Consider the following 20,701-nt stretch of genomic DNA (forward strand, 5'->3'; position numbering starts at 1 on the left):
GACTAGTCGTCGGCAGCGTCAGATGTGTATAAGAGACAGGCTGGCGGCCGGCCGCGCGCGCCGGATGGGCGAAGCCGGCCAGCACAAACTGCTTGCGGAGTTCGATGGAATACCGCTGGTCCGCCGCTGCGCATCTGTTGCCATCGGTAGCAAGGCGGGCTCGGTTATCGTTGTAACAGGTCACCGGAACAGCGAAATCGAAGCCGCGCTTGAAGGCCTCAACGTAAGGCCCGTCTTCAACGCCGATTACACCTCAGGCATGGCAAGTTCGCTCGCCGCCGGCTTTGCGGATGCCCATGCGAGGGGCGCCGACGGCATTCTTGTCATGCTCTCGGATATGCCGGGTGTTTCGACTGCGGATCTTGATAGTTTGATCGATGCATTCGAGCGGGCAGACGGGCGGGTGATCGTTCGCGCCGTTGCGCAGGGAAAACGCGGAAATCCGGTTATCCTGCCGCGATCGCTTTATCAGGCGGTGCTTGCGCTCGAGGGAGACGTCGGGGCGCGTCACATCATCGAAGCGGCAGGACTTCCTGTCATCGATGTCGATATAGGCGAGGGCGCGCATCTTGACGTGGATACCCCCGAGGCCGTTGTCGCTGCGGGCGGCATTTTGAAGGAATAGCAATGGACGCCGCCGGCATAGAGGAAATGTTCCAGGGTCTCGGTCCCGTGACGATCAGGCGCATGTTCGGCGGCAAAGGCATCTATCACCTTGGCCGTATCGTGGCGGTCGAAGTCGGCGGAGAGGTGCTGCTCAAGGCCGATGCCGAAAGCGCGCCGGAGTTTGCGGCCGCTGGTTCCAGCCAATGGTTCTACGAGGGCAAGAAAGGCAATCCCGTAAAGATGCCTTACTGGTCGGTCCCCGAGGCTGCCTATGACGATCCCGATGAGATGGCGAAGTGGGTACGGCTCGCCTATGAGGCGGCGTTGCGGGCGGAATGACTAGCGGAAGTCGGTTTCGCTGAGGGCGGCAATCGCGGCCTTCGTGAAAGCTGAAAGCGGTTGCGGCGGGTCATGGCGGCCGAACCAGCCGAAATCGGAAAGTTTGTCGGGCTCCGTCAGTTGCGGTTCCCCCTCGACATCTCGCGCCACGTAAAGGAGTGAAATCCAGTGCTGGCGGTCTGCCTCGATAATCTGCTCGGTCGGTTCTAGCAATTCGACGTGGCCGATCTTCAGCCCGGTCTCTTCCTCTGCCTCGCGGCGGGCGGCTTGCTCGGCCGGCTCCATGTGATCGACCTTGCCGCCGACGATATTCCAGAAGCCGGCTTCGGGCGGAAGCATGCGCTTGTAGAGCAGGATTTTGCCGTCGCGCAAAATCACCAGGCCTACACCGAGGCCCGGAAAATCGATGCCGGGCTTGCCCATCGAGAGATCAGATCTTGGCGTTTGCCGCGATCAGCATGAATGCGGGAATATCGTCGCCGAAGCCGACGGGCGTCGGGCCGTCGTCGTGGTCGCGATAGCGGCGGCGTTCGCGAACGTCGTCGTTCGCCGGATAGGGCCGGGTGTTGCGCGCGGTGTTTTGCGGCTTCTGGTCTGCTTTGCGCTCTTGCTTCACGCTTTCGGCCCTTGCTGGTGCTGCTTCGATGGTTTCGGCGGCATTATCCTCGGCGCCGATATCAGATTTATGACCCCGGCGATCCTTGCCGCGGCCACGGTCCCTGTCGCTGCGATCCCGGCTGCCCTTGCGGCGCGCGCGGTCGTCCTCGCGGCCCGGCTCGGGCGGCGGAAGAGCGGTAAGGTTGCCATTCAGCCATTCGACCTTCTCGCCGATCAGCTTTTCGATCGCATCGGCGTGTTTCTGGTCACGACCGGTGACAATGGTGAAGGCAGCGCCAGATCGGCCCGCGCGACCGGTGCGGCCGATGCGGTGCACGTAGTCCTCGGAATGGATCGGCACATCGAAATTGAAGACGTGGCTGACATCCGGAATGTCCAGGCCGCGGGCGGCGACGTCGGATGCGACGAGCAGTTGCAGCTGGCCATCACGGAAGTTCTGCAGCATGGTCGTGCGCGAGCGCTGGTCCATGTCCCCATGGAGAGCGCCGACGGAGAAGCCGTGGCGTTCCAGCGAGCGGAAGAGGTCGGCCACGTCCTTCTTGCGGTTGCAGAAGATGATCGCGTTCTTCAACTCTTCCTGTGCGCGGATCAGATCGCGCAGCGCAGCGCGCTTCTCGTAGTCCTTGCCGTGCGCGGCGACGAAACGCTGCGTGATGTTCTTGGCGGCGGATGCCGGCTTTGCGACTTCGATGCGTTCCGGATTCTGCAGGAAGCGGTCGGCGAGCTTCTGGATTTCCGGCGGCATAGTCGCCGAGAAGAACAGCGTCTGGCGCGTGAAGGGGATGAGCTTTGCGATGCGCTCGATATCCGGAATGAAGCCCATGTCGAGCATACGGTCGGCCTCGTCGATGACGAGGATTTCGACGCCGCTCATCAGCAGCTTGCCGCGCTCGAAATGGTCGAGCAGCCGGCCGGGCGTGCAGATCAGAACGTCTGCTCCGCGCTCAAGCTTGCGGTCCTGGTCTTCGAACGACACACCGCCGATCAGGAGCGCGACGTTCAAGCGGTGGTTCTTGCCGTATTTTTCGAAGTTTTCCGCGACCTGCGCTGCGAGTTCGCGCGTCGGCTCGAGGATCAGCGTGCGCGGCATGCGGGCGCGGGCGCGACCCTTTTCCAGCAGCGACAACATCGGTAGCACGAAGGACGCGGTCTTGCCCGTACCCGTCTGCGCAATCCCGCAGATATCGCGGCGCTGCAGAGCGAACGGGATTGCGCCCGCCTGAATAGGAGTAGGGGTCGTGTAGCCGGCGTCGGTAACGGCGGAAAGCACTTTTTGGCTCAGGCCAAGATCAGCAAATGTCGTCAAAGGGAAAACTATTTCCGTTCAGGTTCGGCCAAACTCCGGTTGAGTCGGCGGGATTGCATGCCGCAATGCAGCGCGACATAGTCCCAAACGGCTTGCAAGTCAAGGAATACGGCAACTGCAACCTGTGCGCAGGTAAAGTGATGGTTACTTCATTTGGTTATTTGATGTAACTCGCGAGTTTCAGCCCGGCATTCATGAAATACATGGGGTCTACCGCGCGGCCATTTTGGCGGACCTCGTAGTGCAAGTGCGTGCCTGTCGAACGCCCGGTGCTTCCCGCAAGACCGATCACCCCGGACCGCTCAACCGTGTCCCCGGCTTTCACCAAAATCTGCGACATGTGGCCGTAGCGAGTGGAGATGCCATTGCCATGATCGATCTCGACCATGTTGCCGTAACCGCCGGTCCAGCCCGCGCTGAGGACCTTGCCAGGCGCAGCCGCGCGAACCTTTTCACCGGCGGCGAACCGGAAATCGATGCCGGAGTGAAGCGCGAGCCGGCCTAGAAACGGATCGCGCCGGTTGCCGAACGGACTGGTGATTTCCTTGCCGGCCGCCGGAGTGCCAAAGGGGAGCGATTGCGCCGTGCTGCGCACCGCCTCAAATCGCGTCAGAGCAGTGTCGAGCTGTGCAAGGGAATTGTTGAAGTCGTCGTCGCTTTCCGGTTCGATGTAGGGCCCGCCGACAGCGCTGTCGTCTGCAGCTTTGGCGAGTGCCTGCTCCGGAACGGCGATATCGAAGCGGGTCAGGATTTTCTCGATGTTGTTGGCAGCGTCGCCCGCATCGGCGGTGAGCTGGTCCACACGGGCGCGTTGCTGCTCCTCGATGCCCTTCAGCGTCAGCGTAACCTTCGAAAACAAGCGGTCGGCACGGTCGCCGGCAGTTTCACGCGCAGGTACATAGGCGAGCGTAGAATTGTCGGGTGTGGCGTCGGCGGGTTCGTCCCTGCCTGCCAGAAGTTTGTCGATCGCTGCGGCTCCGGCTGAAAGCGACGCGCGCTTGTCCTTTATCTCGGGTGCGTAGGATTGAACTGGAACTGCCTCATCCTTCTGCGTCAGCCCGGAATTTTCGGCGCGGTCGAACAGGGAGCCGAGCTTTCCGTTGCGTGACGTGAGCGCCATCTGTTGCTCCAGGAGCTTGTCGACCTTGTCTTCAACCACCTGCTGGTCGAGCAGCTGACGCGAGGTCACGCGATCGACCTGTGCGCGAAGAGCAGCGATACGGTCTTCATAATCATGCTGCATGCGGGCCTGGCGGGCCATAGTCGCGCCGATCAGGTCGTCGCGAAGGACAAGATAGGATGTGGCAAGGAGATAACCGATGACAAAGACGCCGCCGAAGCAGAAGGCGAGGGCGGCCATCCACGGCTTTATGGTCGCGTGGCGGACCTTATCGCCGCTGGCGAGAATGAGGATATGCTCCTGCGAACGCTTGCCGAATACGCGACTATGCTGTGCATGCGTCACGGAGAATCTCCCGATTGGTCGCCCGCGCTTAGGTCAGGAGATGATTACACACGGTTATGGTTAATAACGCCTTAGCGAAAAAGTTAACAAGAACAGTACTTTAGGCAATGCTAATAGATGTCAGCGAGCGGTAGAACGATGGCGTGAGGCCAGCCTCTGCGCGCGCCAGATCGTTGAACGGCGGCTTCAATGGCCCGCGGAAGTTGGCCCGCACCAGGTCCTTGAAGGTCTGCGCCGGGTCGCGACGCTCGCGAGCGCAAAGAAAGCGAAACCACTTGGCGCCGATTGCCACATGGCCTTTCTCGTCATTGTAGATGACATCGAGGACGGCCGCGCTGTCGAGATCGCCGGTTTCGCGCATTTTTGCCTGGAGCGACGGGGTGACGTCCAGCCCGCGGGCTTCGAGGATAAGAGGAACGACGGCGAGCCGTGCCGTCAGATCGCTTCTGGTCGAATGGGCTGCCTGCCAGAGGCCGTCATGCGCGGGCATATCGCCATAATCGGCGCCGAGGTCCTGCAGGCGCTTACGCACCATGCGGAAGTGCTTGGCCTCTTCGAAGGCGACCTGCATCCATCCGTCAAAGAAGGAATTGGGAACCGCTTCAGTGGCAAAACGTGCGACGATATCGAGCGCGAGGTCAACGGCATTGAGCTCGATATGGGCAATTGCATGAAGCAGTGCGATGCGGCCGTTGACCGTGTGAAGCGAGCGCTTCTCGACCTGCGTCGGCGGGACCAGCGCCGGTTTCTCCGGCCGGCCGGGCCTGTCGGGCAAGGAGGCATCGAGGGGCGACCGCAGCGAAATCTTGCGGGCGAACCAGCGGGTTGCGGCCTCCTGCGCGAGCGCCGTCTTGCGATCGAGATCGGCGGAGCGGATAGCGTCGATCGCACCGCCGCGTAGCGACGTCATCGAAAGCACATTCATGCGGCGAGGTTCCTGACGGCCTTCAGAACGTCTTCGGCATGGCCGGGTACCTTTACCTTCTGCCAGATCATCGCGATCGTGCCTTCGGCGCCGATGAGGAAGGTCGTGCGTTCGACACCCATGAAGGTGCGGCCGTACATGCTCTTTTGCTTCCACACGCCATAGGCCTGCAGCGTCGTCTTCTCCTCATCCGAGGCGAGCGCAACGGAAAGCTTGTGCTTCGTGACGAAACGATCGTGGCATGCGGCCGAATCGGGGGACATGCCGATAACCGCCGCGCCTGCGGCGTCGAATTCGCCGGCCAGAGCGGTGAAGGCCAGCGATTCAGCCGTACAGCCGGTCGTATCGTCCTTCGGATAAAAGAACAGGACCAGCGGCTTTCCGCGGAAATCGGCAAGCGATACCCGCCCGCCGCCGTCGCGAGGAAGGTCGAATTCGGGGGCCGAAGCGCCAATGCCGAGAAGAGCCATGTGTGGAAACCTTTCTTTTGCCGGGTTTTAGGATGACACTATGTCCCGCGGATATATATTGAAGACCAATTCGTCCAGCCAGGCTGGACCAGTTTCGAGGCAGGGGGCTATCCAAAACGCATGGCGTCGATTCGCGGCGAAAAGGTTACGTTTCGCAAAAAGGACATCGTCGCGCTGCATGAGCTCCCATCCGCCCAGGCCGAAGATCCCATCATCGTGCATTGCCCGCGGCCTCGCTCTCGCATTCGCCGTGCTACGGGCGTAACGGCGGGTTGTATTGTCACTCTCCTCTTCATTCTCGCCGCGATCATTTTCACCGTCGAAAGCGGAATGTTCGATGCAACGCTGTCGCGCCAGGCGCAGACCGCATTGAATTCGGCAATAGGTCCCCGCTATCGCGCGGAAGTCGGCTCGACCGTCATCCGCTTCACCTCCGGCCTGCAGCTCGCCCTGGAAGCCCGCAACGTCAACATGGTCGATCAGCAGAGCGGGCAGCATCTGTCGACCACCGGCGCCATACGCATGGCGCTTGATCCCTTGGCTCTATTTCGAGGCCGTGTGGCGGTAGCTGCAATCGAAGCGGACGACATTGCGCTCGATACGGCTCTGCTTCCGTCCGGCGGTCCTCTCGACTTCAGCCAGCTTCGCATCGACGCAATTCCGGTGGCGATGGAAGCTGTGTTTTCCCGCCTTGATGTGTTGGATAGTTTTGTCGAGCGCGGCGGCACGGATACCGTCCGCTTATCGGGTATCAACATCAAACTGGCCGATACCGCCAACGGCCCGCTCTCGGTCGAGATCGACAATCTCGCGTTCACACATGTGGGGGCGTCTTCGCTGCAGTTGAAGGGCGAAATCGCCATCAACGGCGAAGTGGCGGCGCTGAATGTTCTTGTCGACAAGGTAGCGGGGAAATCCTCCCGGGTTACGGCAAAGCTCACTCATGCCGACCTGACGCCCTTTACCTTGAGGCGGAATGCGCTCGGGGAAATTCGTCAGGGCGTCAATGGCTTCGCCGACCTTGCCGTTTCAGCCGTGCGCGGCGAAGGCGACATTGCGCCCTCGCTCGAGGCGGCTGCGGATATCGCGCCGGGGCTCCTCTATGTCGACGGTGATGAGCAGCGGCTTTCCGGCGGCCGGATCAATCTCGGCTATGATTTCGGTAAGCAGACACTGGAGATATCCAGATCGCAAGTGCAGTTCGCAGACACGTCCGTGCCTTTCAATGGCGCGGTCATCGATCTCGACAAGCTCGATCAGGCCGCCGGCAAGGGCTTCGGTGTCGATCTTCTGATCAGCGGGGGTACGGCAGCACCCGCAGGGTCGGGCGAGCATCCGTTGCCGTTCGATCTTCAGATGACGGGCCGCTACCTCATCGCCTCGCGAGAACTGCAAGTTCCGGGCCTGACGGTCTCCAGTCCCTTGGGGCAGTTGTTCGGATCGCTTCATGTCAGGTTTGGCGACAGGTCGCCGGAAATCAGCTTCGTGGGGAATTCGCAGCAGCTCCAGACGGCGGCGATCAAGCAGCTCTGGCCGTTCTGGATGGCGTCCAAGGCGCGTGAATGGGTGCTTGGAAATCTCTTCGGCGGGACAGTCACGGATGCGTCGATCTCCGTATTCATCCCGTTCGGCAAGCTGGACGAAGCCGTCGGCAAGGGACTGAAACTCGACGATGACCAGATCCGCATCAATTTCGATATCGCGGATGCGCGCATGAACGTCACGGGTGATATTCCGCCGATCCGGGACACGTCGGCGCACTTCGATCTGATCGGACGGAAGGCAACGATTTCGATCAAGAGCGGCACGTCCTACTTCGCGTCGGGCCGCTCGGTCAGTCTCGGGGAGGGCACTTTCGTGCTGCCTTCGACCTACGACAAGCCGCTGATGGCGGAAATGAAGCTCGCAGTCTCCGGCGACGCCGATGCCGTGGGAGAGCTCCTGACCTACAAGCCGATCCAGGTCTTGCAACGCGCCGGCTTGGCACCCGGAGACCTTAAGGGCGAGATCACCGCCGAGGTCGAAGCGAGGTTAGGTCTTCTGCGTTCGCAGAATCCTCCGCCGCCAGAATGGAAGGCAGCGATGCACCTGGCCGGCGTGGATGTCGCCAAGCCGATTTCGGGCCGGATGGTGACGAAACTCGATGGCGAACTCAACGCCGATCCGCAGCAGGTGATGCTCAATGCCAAGGGGCAGCTTGATGGCATTCCGGCCGAGATCGATCTCGTCGAGCCGACCGACAAATCGTCCGGTGTCAAGCAACAGCGCATCATCACGGCGACGCTGAACAACGACCAGCGTGAGAAAGTGCTGCCTGGTCTTTCGGGCATTATCAACGGCAGCATGAAGATGCAGCTGACGCGGATCGACGAGGATCACCAGAACGTTGAGATCGATCTCGGCAAGGCGTCCCTGCAGCTCCCCTGGATTGGTTGGGCAAAAGGCAGCGGAATTCCAGCAACGGCGGAGTTCGACGTGTCGGGGCCTGCTGAAAACACGCAGATTAGGAACTTCCAGCTGAAGGGCGACGGTTTCGGCGCCAGCGGCGCGCTGATGCTGAGCAAGGGCGGTTTGACATCGGCCGACTTCGACAGCGTGAAGCTGTCCTCTCTCGATGACTTCGCCATATCGATCAAACGCAGCAAGGGTAGTTTTGATGTCGCGGTTTCGGGGAGCACCGCCGATGCGCGTCCCATTCTTTCAAGGTTGAAGAACGGGCAGGGCGACAGCAGCGATGCAGATGGCAGCAATGCCAGCATCTCGGTCCGTGCCAAGCTCGACAACGTTGTCGGCTTCAACGACGAAAAGATCCGCAATTTCGAGGCTGCTTACATCTCGAGCGGCGGCCGGCTGCAGGCGCTGAATTTTTCGGGGGTTACCGACAGCGGCGAAGCAGTCGTCAGCCAGACGAGAGAGGGCCGTGTACTGAACATCACCAGCGGCGATGCCGGCGCCGTCTCGCGCTTCGCCGATCTCTATCAGCACATGCAGGGCGGCTTGCTCAACATGTCAATCAGGCTCGGCGACGCGCGCAACTGGGACGGCTCCGTCGACATACGCCGCTTTGCCATCGTTAACGAACAACGCCTTCACTCGATTGTTTCGACGCCGGTCGGGCAGGACCAGCGCAGTCTCAGTTCCGCGGTCAAACGCGACATCGATGCGTCCGCACAGCGCTTCCAGCGGGGCTTTGCGCGCGCCGTGTCCCGCGGCGGGGTGATCAGCATCGAGAACGGTGTGGTGCGCGGCGATCAGGTCGGTGCGACGTTCCAGGGCGTGATCCGGGATCAGAGCGGCAACATGGACATGACGGGTACCTTCATGCCGGCCTATGGGCTGAACCGGCTCTTTGCGGAGCTGCCGGTCATCGGCATCATTCTCGGAAACGGATCGGATCGCGGCCTCATCGGCATTACGTTCAGGCTGACGGGCAAATTCGATAAGCCCGCTCTGGTGATCAATCCGCTTTCAATCATCGCACCGGGCGTTTTTCGCAATATCTTCGAATTTCAATAAAAAAGCCGGCGCTTGCGCCGGCTTTCATTGGTCAGAGCTGGAGCTCAAGCCGCCGGGCGGATGAGGATATGCTTCTTCTTGCCGAGCGAGAGCTTGATGACCCCATCTGCGGTGATTTCGCCGCTACCGATCATTTTGCGCTCATCACTGATCGCCTGATCGTTGATGCGCACGGCACCGCCCTGAACGTGACGGCGGGCTTCGCCGTTCGAGCCTGCAAGCCCGGCCCGGACGATAAGTGAAAGCAAGCCGATGCCGGCATCCAGCTCGGAGGCGGGAATGTCGACGGAGGGCAGGTTTTCGGCAATGGCGCCTTCCTCGAAGGTCTTGCGGGCTGTCTCTGCCGCTTCCTCGGCAGCGGCGCGCCCGTGCAGGATTGCCGTCACTTCGGTTGCCAGGATCTTCTTGACTTCGTTGATCTCCGAGCCGCCAAGTGCGGAAAGGCGAGCGATCTCGTCCATCGGGAGCGTGGTGTAGAGCTTCAGGAAGCGCGAAACGTCGGCGTCTTCGGTGTTGCGCCAGTATTGCCAGAAGTCGTAGGCCGAGAGCATGTCGGCATTCAGCCAGACGGCGCCCGTGGCCGATTTACCCATCTTGGCGCCGGAAGAGGTCGTCAGGAGCGGGGAGGTCAGAGCATAAAGCTGCGGCGTCCCCATGCGGTGACCGAGATCGATGCCGTTGACGATGTTGCCCCATTGGTCCGAGCCGCCCATCTGCAGACGGCAATCATAGCGCTTGGCAAGCTCCACGAAGTCATAGGCCTGCAGAATCATGTAGTTGAATTCTAGGAACGACAACGACTGCTCGCGGTCGAGGCGCGTCTTGACGCTGTCGAAGGCCAGCATCCGGTTGACGGAGAAATGCCGGCCAACGTCACGCAGGAATTCCAGGTAGTTGATCGAACGCAGCCATTCGGCATTGTTGATCATCAGCGCGTCTTTGGGCCCGTTGCCATAGGTCAGGTAATTGGAGAAGACGCGCTTGATCGAGGCAATGTTGCTCTCGATCGTATCGATGGTCATCAGCTGGCGGGCCTCGTCCTTGAAGGAGGGGTCGCCCACCATGCCGGTACCGCCGCCCATCAGGGAAATGGCGCGGTGGCCGGTTTTCTGCAGCCAATGCAGCATCATGATCTGGATCAGCGAGCCCGCATGCAGGCTCGGCGCCGTGGGATCGAAGCCGATATAGGCTGTCACGGTTTCCTTCGCCATTAGATCGTCGAGGCCCGATTCATCGGAAATCTGATGAATGAAGCCGCGCTCTTTCAGGGTGCGCAGGAAATCGGATTTGAACTCGGACATGACCTTTTGCTCTCGGATGCGGATTTTGGGATTGGCTATTGTTGAAGCGTCGCGGCGCGTTTAGCACTGTTTTGTTGAACAGTCACCATTTGGTGGAAATCTTCCGGCGGGGTGCCATGGGGAAAATGAGAACGGCAATCGGCCTGATGAGCGGCACGTCGATGGATGGGATCGATGTCGCGTTGGTTCGCACCGACGGCCTTGCTGCCGTGGAACGCGGGCCGTTTCTGGGAGTGCCTTACGATCCGGCCTTCCGCGACAGGTTGAAGCTGGCGCTCGAACAGGCAAAATCCATTCGCCAGCGAAACGAGCGCCCCGGCGAGTTGGCAGCGATCGAGCACGAACTGACGCAGCGTCATGCAACTGCCGTTACGGAGTTTCTTGAACGCAACTCTCTGGATCGAAGCTCGATCGATCTCATCGGGTTCCATGGTCAGACGGTGCTTCACCGGCCCGACGAGGCGCTGACGGTCCAGCTCGGCGACGGGCCGCTGCTTGCCAAAGAGACCGGCGTAGCGGTCGTTTACGATATGCGCGCCAACGACATGGTGCATGGCGGTCAGGGCGCACCCTTGGTGCCCGCCTATCATGCGGCGCTCGCCGGGACCATTCGAAACGCCAGGCTGCCGGTCTGCTTCGTCAACATCGGCGGCATTTCGAACCTGACCTATGTCGGCGCCGATGGTGCCGTCGTTGCCTACGACAGCGGGCCGGGAAACACCTTGATCGACCAATGGGTCGAGACGCACGCCGGAATACCGTTCGACCAGGGCGGCATGATCGCCTCGGAAGGCAACGTGATCACCGAGTTGGCCGACCGCTATCTCGACAACCCGTTCTTCACGGCCGAGAAACGCCGATCGCTCGATCGCAATGATTTTTTGCCGCTGGGCGGAAAGGACGCCGAGCTTGCCGATGGAGCCCGGACGCTGGCTTATGTCGCTGCCGCCTCGATCATCAAATCGGCCGGTCACCTGCCGGTGACGCCGGCGCTCTACGTGATTTGCGGTGGCGGGCGCCTCAACCGCACCATCATGCGGGACTTGAGCGATCTTGCAGCCCGCCAGAACGCCGGCGTGATCTCCGCCGAGGAGGCCGGCTTCAACGGCGATGCGATGGAGGCCGAGGCCTGGGGCTATCTGGCCGCCAGATCGCTGGAGGAATTGCCGCTGACGTTCCCGGGTACGACCGGTGTTCGCGAGCCGGTTACCGGCGGCATTCTTGCGAGGCCATGATGACGGAAACGATCATTCTCGAAACGCCGCGCCTGCGGCTGGTGATGTGGGATAGGGATGACGTCGGACTCGTTCTCCACCTGCATTCGACGATTGGAACGACGCGCTATATGTCCGGTGGCGCGCCGTGGACGAGGGAACGGTGCGAGGAGCGACTGACGCGCTGGTTCGGCGAGCATGCCCGCGACGGGACGACCAAATACAAAGTGCTCAGCCGTGACGATGGCCGCTTCATCGGCCGCGCCGGCATTTCGCTTTACAACCGGCAAAAAAACGAATTCGAGCTTGGTTACGCGCTGCGCGAAGAGGAATGGGGAAAGGGCTACGCGACGGAGATCGCCCGTGCGCTAGCCGACTGGTTCTTTGGCAAGCGGTTTGCGACCCACCTTATCGCCTTCACGCATCCCGAGAATGCGGTGTCGCAGCACATCCTAACAAAAATCGGCATGCGAAGCCGCACGCCGATTTTGATCGATGGGATTTTGTGCCCGACCTTCGAGCTCACCGCTGATGTCGGGTGAGTCCTAGCGAATGCGCTTCGCCGCCGGTTCCGGCACCAGTTCGCCGTTCAGACGGCGGTCGAGGTAGTCCTCGCATTCGGCCATCAGCGTTTCGACCTGGCCGTTGAAGAAGTGATTGGCGTTCGGCACCGTGCGGTGGGTGATAAGGATGCCCTTCTGCGTCTTCAGCTTCTCGACCAGACCGTTCACATCCTTTTCAGGCGCGACCTTGTCGGCTTCGCCATTGATGATCAGGCCGGAGGACGGGCAGGGCGCCAGGAACGAGAAGTCGTAGGTGTTCGGCTGAGGCGCAATCGACATGAAGCCTTCGATTTCCGGACGTCGCATCAATAGCTGCATGCCGATCCAGGCTCCGAACGAGTAACCGGCGACCCAGCATGTCTTCGAATCGGGATGCAGGCTCTGGACCCAGTCGAGTGCGGAGGCCGCATCCGAAAGCTCGCCCGCGCCATGGTCGAATTCGCCCTGGCTACGGCCAATGCCCCGGAAATTGAAGCGCAATGTCGTAAACCCGCGCTTCTGGAACATGTAGAAGAGCTGGTAGACGATCTGATTGTTCATCGTGCCGCCGAACTGGGGGTGCGGGTGCAGGATAAGGGCAATCGGCGCGCTTTTTTCCTTGGAGGGCTGGTAGCGGCCTTCAAGACGGCCGGCGGGGCCGTTGAAAATGACTTCGGGCATCGGTACTCCGGGTTTTATTTTCAGCGTTCTTGCTGCTTAGACTTGACGGATGTTGTCAGGTTTTCTAAAACGCAGTTTAGAACAATTCGAAACTTGCATGGCGGTCCACGGTCTTCGTGGAACGTGTCATAAGGCAAGCCCGGCCGAAATTTCAAGGAAAATGAGCCGAGCTTAGCAGGAACCAAGCGCAGGACCCGAGAACATGGCGCCGCCCCGCCTCTATCTTGATTGGAACGCGACGTCGCCGCTGCATCCCGCAGCGCGTGAGGCGGTTCTGCGCGCGCTCGATCTCTTCGGAAATCCGAACTCGGTTCATGGCGAGGGACGTGCGGTACGCGCTGCGATCGAACGCGCCCGCCGCCAGGTTGCGGCCCTGACCGGCGCCGAGCCTGCACATGTGACCTTTACCAGTGGCGCGACGGAAGCGGCGAATATGGTGCTGACCCCGGACTTCCGCATGGGACGCACGCCGCTTGCGATCGGTCATCTCTATCATTCGGCGATCGAGCATCCCGCCGTGCGCGAGGGCGGTCGGTTTCCGGCTGAGAAGAAAACCGAGATTCCGGTAACTTCCGCAGGTTTGGTGGATCTCACGGCGCTGGATACGCTGCTTGCGAATCACGACAAGGCTTCGGGCCTGCCGATGGTGGCGATCATGCTCGCCAATAACGAGACCGGCATCGTTCAGCCTGTTCGCGAGGCTGCGAAGGTGGTTCAGGCGCATGGCGGCCTGCTCGTCGTCGATGCCGTGCAGGCCGCGGGACGCTTGAGGCTCGACATCAATGAGCTTGGTGCCGATTTCATGATCGTCTCATCGCACAAGATCGGTGGCCCGAAAGGCGCCGGCGCTCTGATCAGTCGTGGCGAGGTCCTGATGCCGCGCCCGCTGATCCACGGTGGCGGCCAGGAGAAGGGTCACCGCTCGGGGACCGAGAATTCGCTTGCCGTGATCGGCTTTGGCGCGGCCGCCGAAGCTGCCGTTGCGGAATTCGATAGACGCAATGAGGCGGTTTCAGCCCTGCGCGATCGATTGGAAGCCGGAATGCGCCGCGCCGCACCTGACATCGTCATCTACGGCGCCGGCGCTTCGCGCGTTTCGAACACCACCTTCTTCACGCTTCCGGGCCTGAAAGCCGAGACCGGCCAGATCGCCTTCGATCTCGAGGGTGTGGCGCTTTCGGCGGGGTCGGCGTGCTCGTCCGGCAAGGTCGGCGAGAGCCATGTTCTGGTGGCGATGGGCCGCGACCCGAAGCTGGGTGCGCTGCGCATTTCGCTCGGTTTTGCGACGACGGAAGAAGACATCGACAGGGCGGTTGCCGCCTTTGCGAAAATTGCCGGCCGGTGCAGGCCGGCCGGAGAAGCGGCCTGATTGCTTCAATTAATTGCGGAAACGCAAATTTCCGCTTGCCAATCGGGCTGAAAACGGCCTTCTGGCCACCTACATACGGGGTAGTAAAAATTACCCCAAGACGACCTGCCGGACCTTGACCCGGCGAGATTGGAGAACGACATGCCCGCCGTCCAGGAAACGGTTGATCGCGTCCGACAGATCGACGTGGACCAATACAAATACGGTTTCGAAACCGTCATCGAAATGGACAAGGCACCCAAGGGCCTGTCCGAGGATATCATCCGCCTCATCTCCGCCAAGAAGCAGGAGCCGGAATGGATGCTCGAATGGCGTCTCGGGGCCTACCGGCGCTGGCTGACGCTTGAGGAGCCCACCTGGGCACGCGTCAATTATCCGAAGATCGATTTCAACGAGATCCATTACTACGCCGCACCGAAGAGCACGCCGGGTCCGAAGTCGCTGGACGAGGTCGATCCGGAAATTCTGAAGGTTTACGAAAAGCTCGGGATTCCGCTGAAGGAGCAGGAGATCCTCGCCGGTGTCGAAAAGCCGAAGATCGCCGTCGATGCCGTTTTCGATTCCGTCTCGGTCGTCACGACCTTCAAGGAAGAGCTGAAGAAGGCCGGCGTGATCTTCATGTCGATCTCCGAGGCGATCCGCGAGCATCCGGAGCTTGTCCAGAAGTATCTCGGCTCGGTCGTTCCGACGACGGACAACTACTACGCGACGCTGAACTCGGCGGTGTTCACCGATGGCTCGTTCGTGTTCGTGCCGAAGGGTGTCCGCTGCCCGATGGAGCTTTCCACCTATTTCCGCATCAACGAGAAGAATACCGGCCAGTTCGAGCGCACGCTGATCATCGCCGAGGAGGGTGCCTACGTCTCCTACCTCGAAGGCTGCACCGCGCCGCAGCGTGATGAGAACCAGCTGCACGCAGCTGTCGTCGAACTCGTCGCTCTCGATGATGCCGAGATCAAGTATTCCACAGTCCAGAACTGGTATCCGGGCGACAAGCAAGGTAAGGGCGGCATCTACAACTTCGTCACCAAGCGCGGCGATTGCCGCGGTGCCCGCTCGAAGATCTCCTGGACGCAGGTCGAAACCGGCTCTGCGATCACCTGGAAGTATCCGTCCTGCATCCTGCGCGGCGACGACAGCCGTGGAGAATTCTATTCGATCGCCGTGTCGAACGGTCACCAGCAGATCGACAGCGGCACCAAGATGATCCATCTCGGCAAGAACACGTCGAGCCGCATCATTTCCAAGGGTATTGCTGCGGGCGTTTCGCAGAACACCTATCGCGGCCAGGTTTCGGCCCACCGCAAGGCGTCGAACGCACGCAACTTCACCCAGTGCGACTCGCTGCTGATCGGCGACAAGTGCGGTGCGCATACCGTGCCTTACATCGAAGCGAAGAATTCGACGGCGCAGTTCGAGCACGAAGCGACCACCTCGAAGATCTCCGAAGACCAGCTCTTCTACTGCCTGCAGCGCGGTATCCCGGAGGAAGCGGCGATCGCACTGATCGTCAACGGCTTCGTCAAGGAAGTCCTGCAGGAGCTGCCGATGGAATTCGCCGTCGAAGCGCAGAAGCTGATCAGCATCTCGCTTGAAGGCTCAGTCGGCTAAATCTCGGGTTCCGTCATCCTCGGGCTTGTCCCGAGGATCTGCGGCGGCTTACGGATAAAGGATGAGTGGCTTCGTCTACATGATGTCCGACAAACCGCGCGGCGTGATCTACACCGGGGTTACGAGTGATTTGCATGGTCGCGTTTGGGAGCATCGCAACGAAGTACACAAGGGGTTTACGGAGAGATACAGAGCGAAAAATCTGGTCTGGTTCGAAACCCACCCGAACATCGTGCTGGCGATAAAGAGAGAAAAGTCTCTGAAGCGCTATGTGCGTGAATGGAAGATCAAGCTTATCGAGGGACTTAATCCGACTTGGATGGACCTCTACGAGCGGATCGATGAAATCGAGAGTGTCTATCGGCCGCATCCGAACACGCGGCAGTGGAGCGACTACAATTGAAGGCTTAGATCCTCGGGACAAGCCCGAGGATGACGATCAGGACCGGTATGAGACGGTCAATCAGGCGGCACTTGAACCCGCCCTACGAACAGGAACTTGAAATGCTTGAAATCAAAAACCTGCACGCCCGCATCGCCGAAGACGGCACCGAAATCATCCGCGGCCTGAACCTTACCGTGAAGGCCGGCGAAGTTGCCGCCATCATGGGCCCGAACGGCTCCGGAAAGTCGACGCTCTCCTACATTCTTGCGGGCCGCGAAGACTACGAAGTGACTGAAGGCGACATCCTTTACAACGGCGAGAGCATCCTCGAGCTCGACGCCGCCGAACGTGCCGCCAAGGGCATTTTCCTCGCCTTTCAGTACCCGGTCGAAATTCCGGGCGTTGCCACCATGCAGTTCCTGAAGGTCGCGATGAACGAACAGCGCAAGGCGCGCGGCGAAGAAGAGCTGAAGACGCCTGATTTCATGCGCCTCGTCAAGGACGCGGCCGGCAAGCTTCAGATCAACACCGAAATGCTGAAGCGTCCCGTGAATGTCGGCTTCTCGGGCGGCGAGAAGAAGCGCGCCGAGATCCTGCAGATGGCGCTGCTGCAGCCGCAGCTCTGCGTGCTTGACGAGACCGACTCCGGCCTCGACATCGACGCTCTGAAGATCGTCGCCGACGGCGTCAACGCCCTGCGTTCGCCCGACCGTGCGGTCGTCGTCATTACCCACTACCAGCGCCTGCTCGATTACATCGTTCCGGACACCGTTCACGTTCTCTACAAGGGCCAGGTGGTCAAGTCCGGCGACAAGACGCTGGCCCATGAGCTCGAGGCAAACGGTTACGCTGACATCATCGGGGCGGCAGCCTGATCAGGCGGAAAGGACCAGTCTCATGAACATGCAGACGACGAGCCGCCTGACCGTTGCGGAAGCGGCGCTCATCGAGGCTTTTAACAACCAGTTCGGCGACCTGCCGGGCGACGGCGCCGTTACCGCGACGCGCGACCGCCTTCTTGACGACCTGAAGAAGAGTGGGCTGCCGACGCGCCGGGTCGAAGCCTGGCACTATACCGATCTCAAGACCCTGCTTCGTGAGGTTCCGGCCGTTGCCGGCGATGCCGCCGCCAAACAGATCGAGCCGCTGATCGAGGGGTCTTCGGTTCTTTCGCTAGTGCAGGGCCATGCAGACCCGAAAGCGACGGCCGGCGACCTCGGTGTTTCGAGCTATGCGCAGAGCCTGCTCGACGGTTCGGCTGCTGCGGCGCTCCGTGTCCTCGGTACAGATGATGCCGTCGGCAGCATCAACGGGAGCTTCGTGCGCGACGGCTACGTCGTGGATGTTCCGGCGGATATCGAATTCGACAAGCCGTTCGAGGTCGATATCACCCATGCCGGTGGGCAGATCCACACGCGCCTGCCGGTATCGTTCGGCGCAAACGTCAAAGCGACGGTCATCGAGCGTCACCAATCGGTGACTGGCGATGCGGCGCTCGTGTCCCACGTCAGTGACATCACCGTCGGCGAAGGCACGGAACTGACCTGGATCATCCTGCAGCAGCAGGGCGCCGAAGACACCCACCTCGGCCAGATCCGCGTCGACCTCGGTGCCAACGCCAAGCTGAAGCTGTTCGTCATCAACGCCGGCGGCAAGCTGGTTCGGCAGGAACTGCATATCAAGGTGACGGGCGAAGGGGCCGATCTGACGCTTCGCGGCATCAACCTGCTCGGTGGCGATACCCACACGGACGTCACCATGGTGCTCGGCCACAACGTTCCGCATACCAGCTCGACGGACGTCATCCGCAACGTCGTTTTCGACCGCGCCAGGGGCGTCTTCCAGGGCATGATCCGGGTGGCTCCGGACGCGCAGAAAACCGATGCCAGAATGGCCTGCAACACGCTGCTGATGTCTGATGATGCGGAGTTCTCGGTGAAGCCGGAGCTCGAAATCTTCGCCGACGACGTGCAGTGCGGCCACGGGGCGACCGTCGCCGATATCGACGACAACCATCTCTTCTACCTGCTGTCGCGCGGCATTCCCGATAAGAAGGCGCGGGCAATGCTCGTCAACGCCTTCGTGGCGGAGATAGTCGAAGAGCTGGAAGACGAAGCCCTGGTCGAGGCGCTGGAAGGCGTCATTTCGGCCTGGCTCGAAAAGCACGCCTGATCGGACAAGAGCCATGGACAAGATAGTACCAGCAGCAAGCTACGACGTCGAAGTCATCCGCAAGGATTTTCCGATCCTTGCGACGGAGGTCTATGGGAAGCCGCTGGTTTATCTGGACAACGGCGCCTCCGCCCAGAAACCGCAGGCGGTCATCGATGCAATCTCGCATACCTATTCGAACGAGTATGCGAACGTCCACCGCGGCTTGCACTTCCTCTCGAATGCCGCCACAGAGGCCTATGAGGGAGCCCGCGAAAAGGTGCGCCGCTTCCTGAACGCGCCTGATGTCAACGACATCATCTTCACCAAATCATCGACCGAGGCGATCAATACGGTCGCCTATGGTTGGGGGATGCCGAAGATCGGCGAGGGCGACGAGATCGTCGTCTCGATCATGGAGCATCACTCCAACATCGTGCCCTGGCATTTCATTCGCGAGCAGCAGGGCGCCAAGCTCGTCTGGGTGCCGGTCGATGACGAGGGCGCGTTCCACATCGAGGACTTCGAGAAGAGCCTCACGGAACGCACCAAGCTCGTCGCCATAACGCATATGTCGAATGCGCTGGGCACCATCGTTCCGGTCAAGGAAGTATGCCGCATTGCGCATGAGCGCGGCATTCCGGTGCTGATCGATGGTTCGCAAGGCGCCGTGCACCTGCCGGTCGACGTCCAGGACATCGATTGCGACTGGTATGTGATGACCGGCCACAAGCTTTACGGTCCTTCGGGAATCGGTGTGCTTTACGGCAAGAAGGATCGGCTTCGGGAGATGCGTCCCTTCCAGGGCGGCGGCGAGATGATCTTCGAGGTGACGGAAGACAACGTTACTTACAACGATCCGCCGCATCGTTTCGAAGCAGGCACGCCGCCGATCGTTCAGGCGATCGGCCTCGGCTATGCGCTGGACTACATGGAGAAAGTCGGCCGCGAGGCGATCTCGCGCCATGAAGCCGATCTGACGGCCTATGCCACCGAACGGCTGCGGTCGATCAACTCGCTGCGTGTTTTCGGAACGGCGCCGGGCAAGGGTGGTATCTTCGCCTTCGAACTGGCCGGCCTACACGCGCACGACGTGTCGATGGTTATCGACCGGCAGGGCGTTGCGGTTCGCGCCGGCACCCATTGCGCGATGCCGCTCTTGAAACGGTTCGGCGTCACCTCCACATGCCGAGCATCCTTCGGCATGTACAACACGCGAGCCGAGGTTGATGCCCTGGCCGATGCGCTGGAATATGCGCGCAAGTTTTTTGCCTGAGGAGTGCCTTATGAGCCTGGACGAAAGCGAACAGAAGATCGACGTGCGCGAGGGCATCGTGCATTCGAGCATTCCGGCCGACGAGCTGGCGCGCCTTAGCGATGACGTCATTAGCGCGCTGAAGACGGTTTACGATCCGGAAATCCCGGCCGATATCTTCGAGCTGGGCCTGGTCTACAAGATCGACATCGAAGACGACCGCATGGTGAAGATCGTCATGACGCTGACGGCGCCAGGATGCCCGGTGGCCGGCGAAATGCCGGGCTGGGTCGAAAATGCCGTCGGTGCCGTCGAAGGCGTTTCTGGCGTCGAAGTCGAGATGACCTTCGATCCGCCGTGGACGCCGGACCGCATGTCGGAAGAGGCGCAGGTCGCCGTCGGTTGGTACTAGCATGACCCCGAAAAGTTGCAGACTTTTTCGGACAGGATCATGCGGCGGACTGGTATTGATCGGTTAAGCTGCTGGCACTACATTTGAATCGTGAAACGCCGGACCTTGAATCCGCGCGCGGAAGGAGAAGAGGCCGATGGGCTTTGCAGTAATGAGCATGACGGAAGCCGCCGCGAGCCGCGTCAAGGCGATCGTCGAGAATTCCGGGCCGGACGCCAAGGGCATCCGCGTTGGCATCAAGAAGGGCGGTTGCGCCGGGATGGAATATACCATCGATCTGGTGACCGAACCGAATGCCAAGGACGACCTGATCGAGCGCGACGGCGCCAAGGTCTGGGTCGAGCCGTCTGCGGTGCTCTACCTGCTCGGCACGGAGATGGGCTTCGAGATGACGACCCTGCGCTCCGGCTTCATCTTCACGAACCCGAACCAGACGTCCGCCTGTGGCTGCGGCGAATCCGTGGAGCTGAAACCGGCGGATCTGGCAGCGCTTGCCGCTCGGGGCGATGCGGTGGTCCCCGCGGCGCACTAACGC

20 protein-coding genes are annotated in these 20,701 nt (G+C 60.9%); 13 read left to right on the forward strand and 7 right to left on the reverse strand.

All coding sequences use genetic code 11. From position 1 onward, the window contains the following. Together ACPYOI_RS05440 and ACPYOI_RS05445 are read left to right on the forward strand one after the other, a co-directional pair. Positions 1–625: nucleotidyltransferase family protein (locus ACPYOI_RS05440; RefSeq protein ID WP_481422651.1), on the forward strand; the 625-nt coding region annotated here is incomplete at its 5' end. A 2-nt stretch (positions 626–627) separates the two neighbouring features. After that, a complete protein-coding gene (locus ACPYOI_RS05445; protein ID WP_168831163.1) occupies positions 628–945 on the forward strand; it encodes a TfoX/Sxy family protein in 318 nt (105 codons plus the stop codon). Here ACPYOI_RS05445 and ACPYOI_RS05450 read toward each other — a convergent pair whose 3' ends face one another. The 5 genes from ACPYOI_RS05450 to ACPYOI_RS05470 all read right to left on the reverse strand — a co-directional run bounded on the left by ACPYOI_RS05450 (position 946) and on the right by ACPYOI_RS05470 (position 5,729). After that, positions 946–1,368, reverse strand: a complete 423-nt coding sequence (locus ACPYOI_RS05450) for an NUDIX domain-containing protein (protein WP_481414987.1) — start codon at positions 1,366–1,368, stop codon at positions 946–948. A gap of 7 nt (positions 1,369–1,375) precedes the next feature. Further along, positions 1,376–2,869 carry a DEAD/DEAH box helicase gene (locus tag ACPYOI_RS05455; protein ID WP_481414988.1) on the reverse strand — a complete coding sequence of 498 codons (1,494 nt, stop codon included), beginning with the start codon at positions 2,867–2,869 and terminating at the stop codon, positions 1,376–1,378. Between the two features lie 157 nt (positions 2,870–3,026). Next, positions 3,027–4,334: a peptidoglycan DD-metalloendopeptidase family protein gene (locus ACPYOI_RS05460; RefSeq protein WP_481414989.1), complete on the reverse strand. Its 1,308-nt coding sequence runs from the start codon at positions 4,332–4,334 to the stop codon at positions 3,027–3,029. A 100-nt stretch (positions 4,335–4,434) separates the two neighbouring features. After that, positions 4,435–5,259 carry a ferritin-like domain-containing protein gene (locus ACPYOI_RS05465; RefSeq protein ID WP_481414990.1) on the reverse strand — a complete coding sequence of 275 codons (825 nt, stop codon included), beginning with the start codon at positions 5,257–5,259 and terminating at the stop codon, positions 4,435–4,437. Further along, positions 5,256–5,729: a peroxiredoxin gene (locus ACPYOI_RS05470; protein ID WP_481414991.1), complete on the reverse strand. Its 474-nt coding sequence runs from the start codon at positions 5,727–5,729 to the stop codon at positions 5,256–5,258. Before ACPYOI_RS05470 ends, ACPYOI_RS05465 begins: the two co-directional genes overlap by 4 nt. 120 nt (positions 5,730–5,849) lie before the next feature. On the opposite strand from ACPYOI_RS05470, the gene ACPYOI_RS05475 reads away from it, so the two are divergent. Further along, positions 5,850–9,245, forward strand: a complete 3,396-nt coding sequence (locus ACPYOI_RS05475) for a YhdP family protein (RefSeq protein ID WP_481422652.1) — start codon at positions 5,850–5,852, stop codon at positions 9,243–9,245. A 44-nt stretch (positions 9,246–9,289) separates the two neighbouring features. Here the strand turns inward: ACPYOI_RS05475 and tyrS are convergent, their stop codons facing one another. Further along, positions 9,290–10,546 (reverse strand): tyrosine--tRNA ligase, encoded by a 1,257-nt coding sequence (gene tyrS, locus ACPYOI_RS05480; RefSeq protein ID WP_481418587.1) that lies wholly within the window; start codon positions 10,544–10,546, stop codon positions 9,290–9,292. Between the two features lie 116 nt (positions 10,547–10,662). Here tyrS and ACPYOI_RS05485 point away from each other — a divergent pair, with 116 nt between their 5' ends. Continuing rightward, entirely contained in the window at positions 10,663–11,781 is a 1,119-nt protein-coding gene (locus tag ACPYOI_RS05485; RefSeq protein ID WP_481418588.1) for an anhydro-N-acetylmuramic acid kinase, read from the forward strand. Then, the gene (locus tag ACPYOI_RS05490; protein ID WP_481418589.1) at positions 11,781–12,302 is read left to right on the forward strand and encodes a GNAT family N-acetyltransferase; all 522 of its coding nucleotides are present in this window, start codon (positions 11,781–11,783) and stop codon (positions 12,300–12,302) included. The genes ACPYOI_RS05485 and ACPYOI_RS05490 overlap by 1 nt, the downstream gene beginning before the upstream one ends. 3 nt (positions 12,303–12,305) lie before the next feature. Here the strand turns inward: ACPYOI_RS05490 and ACPYOI_RS05495 are convergent, their stop codons facing one another. Continuing rightward, positions 12,306–12,983, reverse strand: coding sequence for an alpha/beta hydrolase (locus ACPYOI_RS05495; RefSeq protein WP_022715287.1), 678 nt, complete (start codon positions 12,981–12,983; stop codon positions 12,306–12,308). A 202-nt stretch (positions 12,984–13,185) separates the two neighbouring features. Between ACPYOI_RS05495 and ACPYOI_RS05500 the strand changes: the two genes are divergently transcribed. The 8 genes from ACPYOI_RS05500 (at position 13,186) to sufA (ending at position 20,698) form a co-directional block, all read left to right on the forward strand. Then, entirely contained in the window at positions 13,186–14,352 is a 1,167-nt protein-coding gene (locus tag ACPYOI_RS05500) for a cysteine desulfurase family protein (RefSeq protein WP_481418590.1), read from the forward strand. Between the two features lie 141 nt (positions 14,353–14,493). Beyond that, positions 14,494–15,963: a Fe-S cluster assembly protein SufB gene (sufB, locus tag ACPYOI_RS05505; protein WP_481418591.1), complete on the forward strand. Its 1,470-nt coding sequence runs from the start codon at positions 14,494–14,496 to the stop codon at positions 15,961–15,963. Between the two features lie 61 nt (positions 15,964–16,024). Continuing rightward, a complete protein-coding gene (locus ACPYOI_RS05510; protein WP_481418592.1) occupies positions 16,025–16,366 on the forward strand; it encodes a GIY-YIG nuclease family protein in 342 nt (113 codons plus the stop codon). A gap of 101 nt (positions 16,367–16,467) precedes the next feature. Beyond that, positions 16,468–17,223: a Fe-S cluster assembly ATPase SufC gene (gene sufC, locus ACPYOI_RS05515; RefSeq protein WP_168831176.1), complete on the forward strand. Its 756-nt coding sequence runs from the start codon at positions 16,468–16,470 to the stop codon at positions 17,221–17,223. A 22-nt stretch (positions 17,224–17,245) separates the two neighbouring features. After that, entirely contained in the window at positions 17,246–18,520 is a 1,275-nt protein-coding gene (sufD, locus tag ACPYOI_RS05520; protein WP_481418593.1) for a Fe-S cluster assembly protein SufD, read from the forward strand. Between the two features lie 13 nt (positions 18,521–18,533). After that, positions 18,534–19,775: a cysteine desulfurase gene (locus ACPYOI_RS05525; RefSeq protein WP_481418594.1), complete on the forward strand. Its 1,242-nt coding sequence runs from the start codon at positions 18,534–18,536 to the stop codon at positions 19,773–19,775. 10 nt (positions 19,776–19,785) lie between these two features. Beyond that, on the forward strand, positions 19,786–20,166 hold the full coding sequence (locus ACPYOI_RS05530) for an SUF system Fe-S cluster assembly protein (protein ID WP_168831179.1): 381 nt from the start codon (positions 19,786–19,788) through the stop codon (positions 20,164–20,166). 136 nt (positions 20,167–20,302) lie between these two features. Beyond that, positions 20,303–20,698: a Fe-S cluster assembly scaffold SufA gene (gene sufA / locus ACPYOI_RS05535; RefSeq protein ID WP_481418595.1), complete on the forward strand. Its 396-nt coding sequence runs from the start codon at positions 20,303–20,305 to the stop codon at positions 20,696–20,698. The last annotated feature ends 3 nt before the right edge of the window (positions 20,699–20,701 follow it).

The organism is Rhizobium sp. SVR5-2C, from assembly GCF_056755115.1.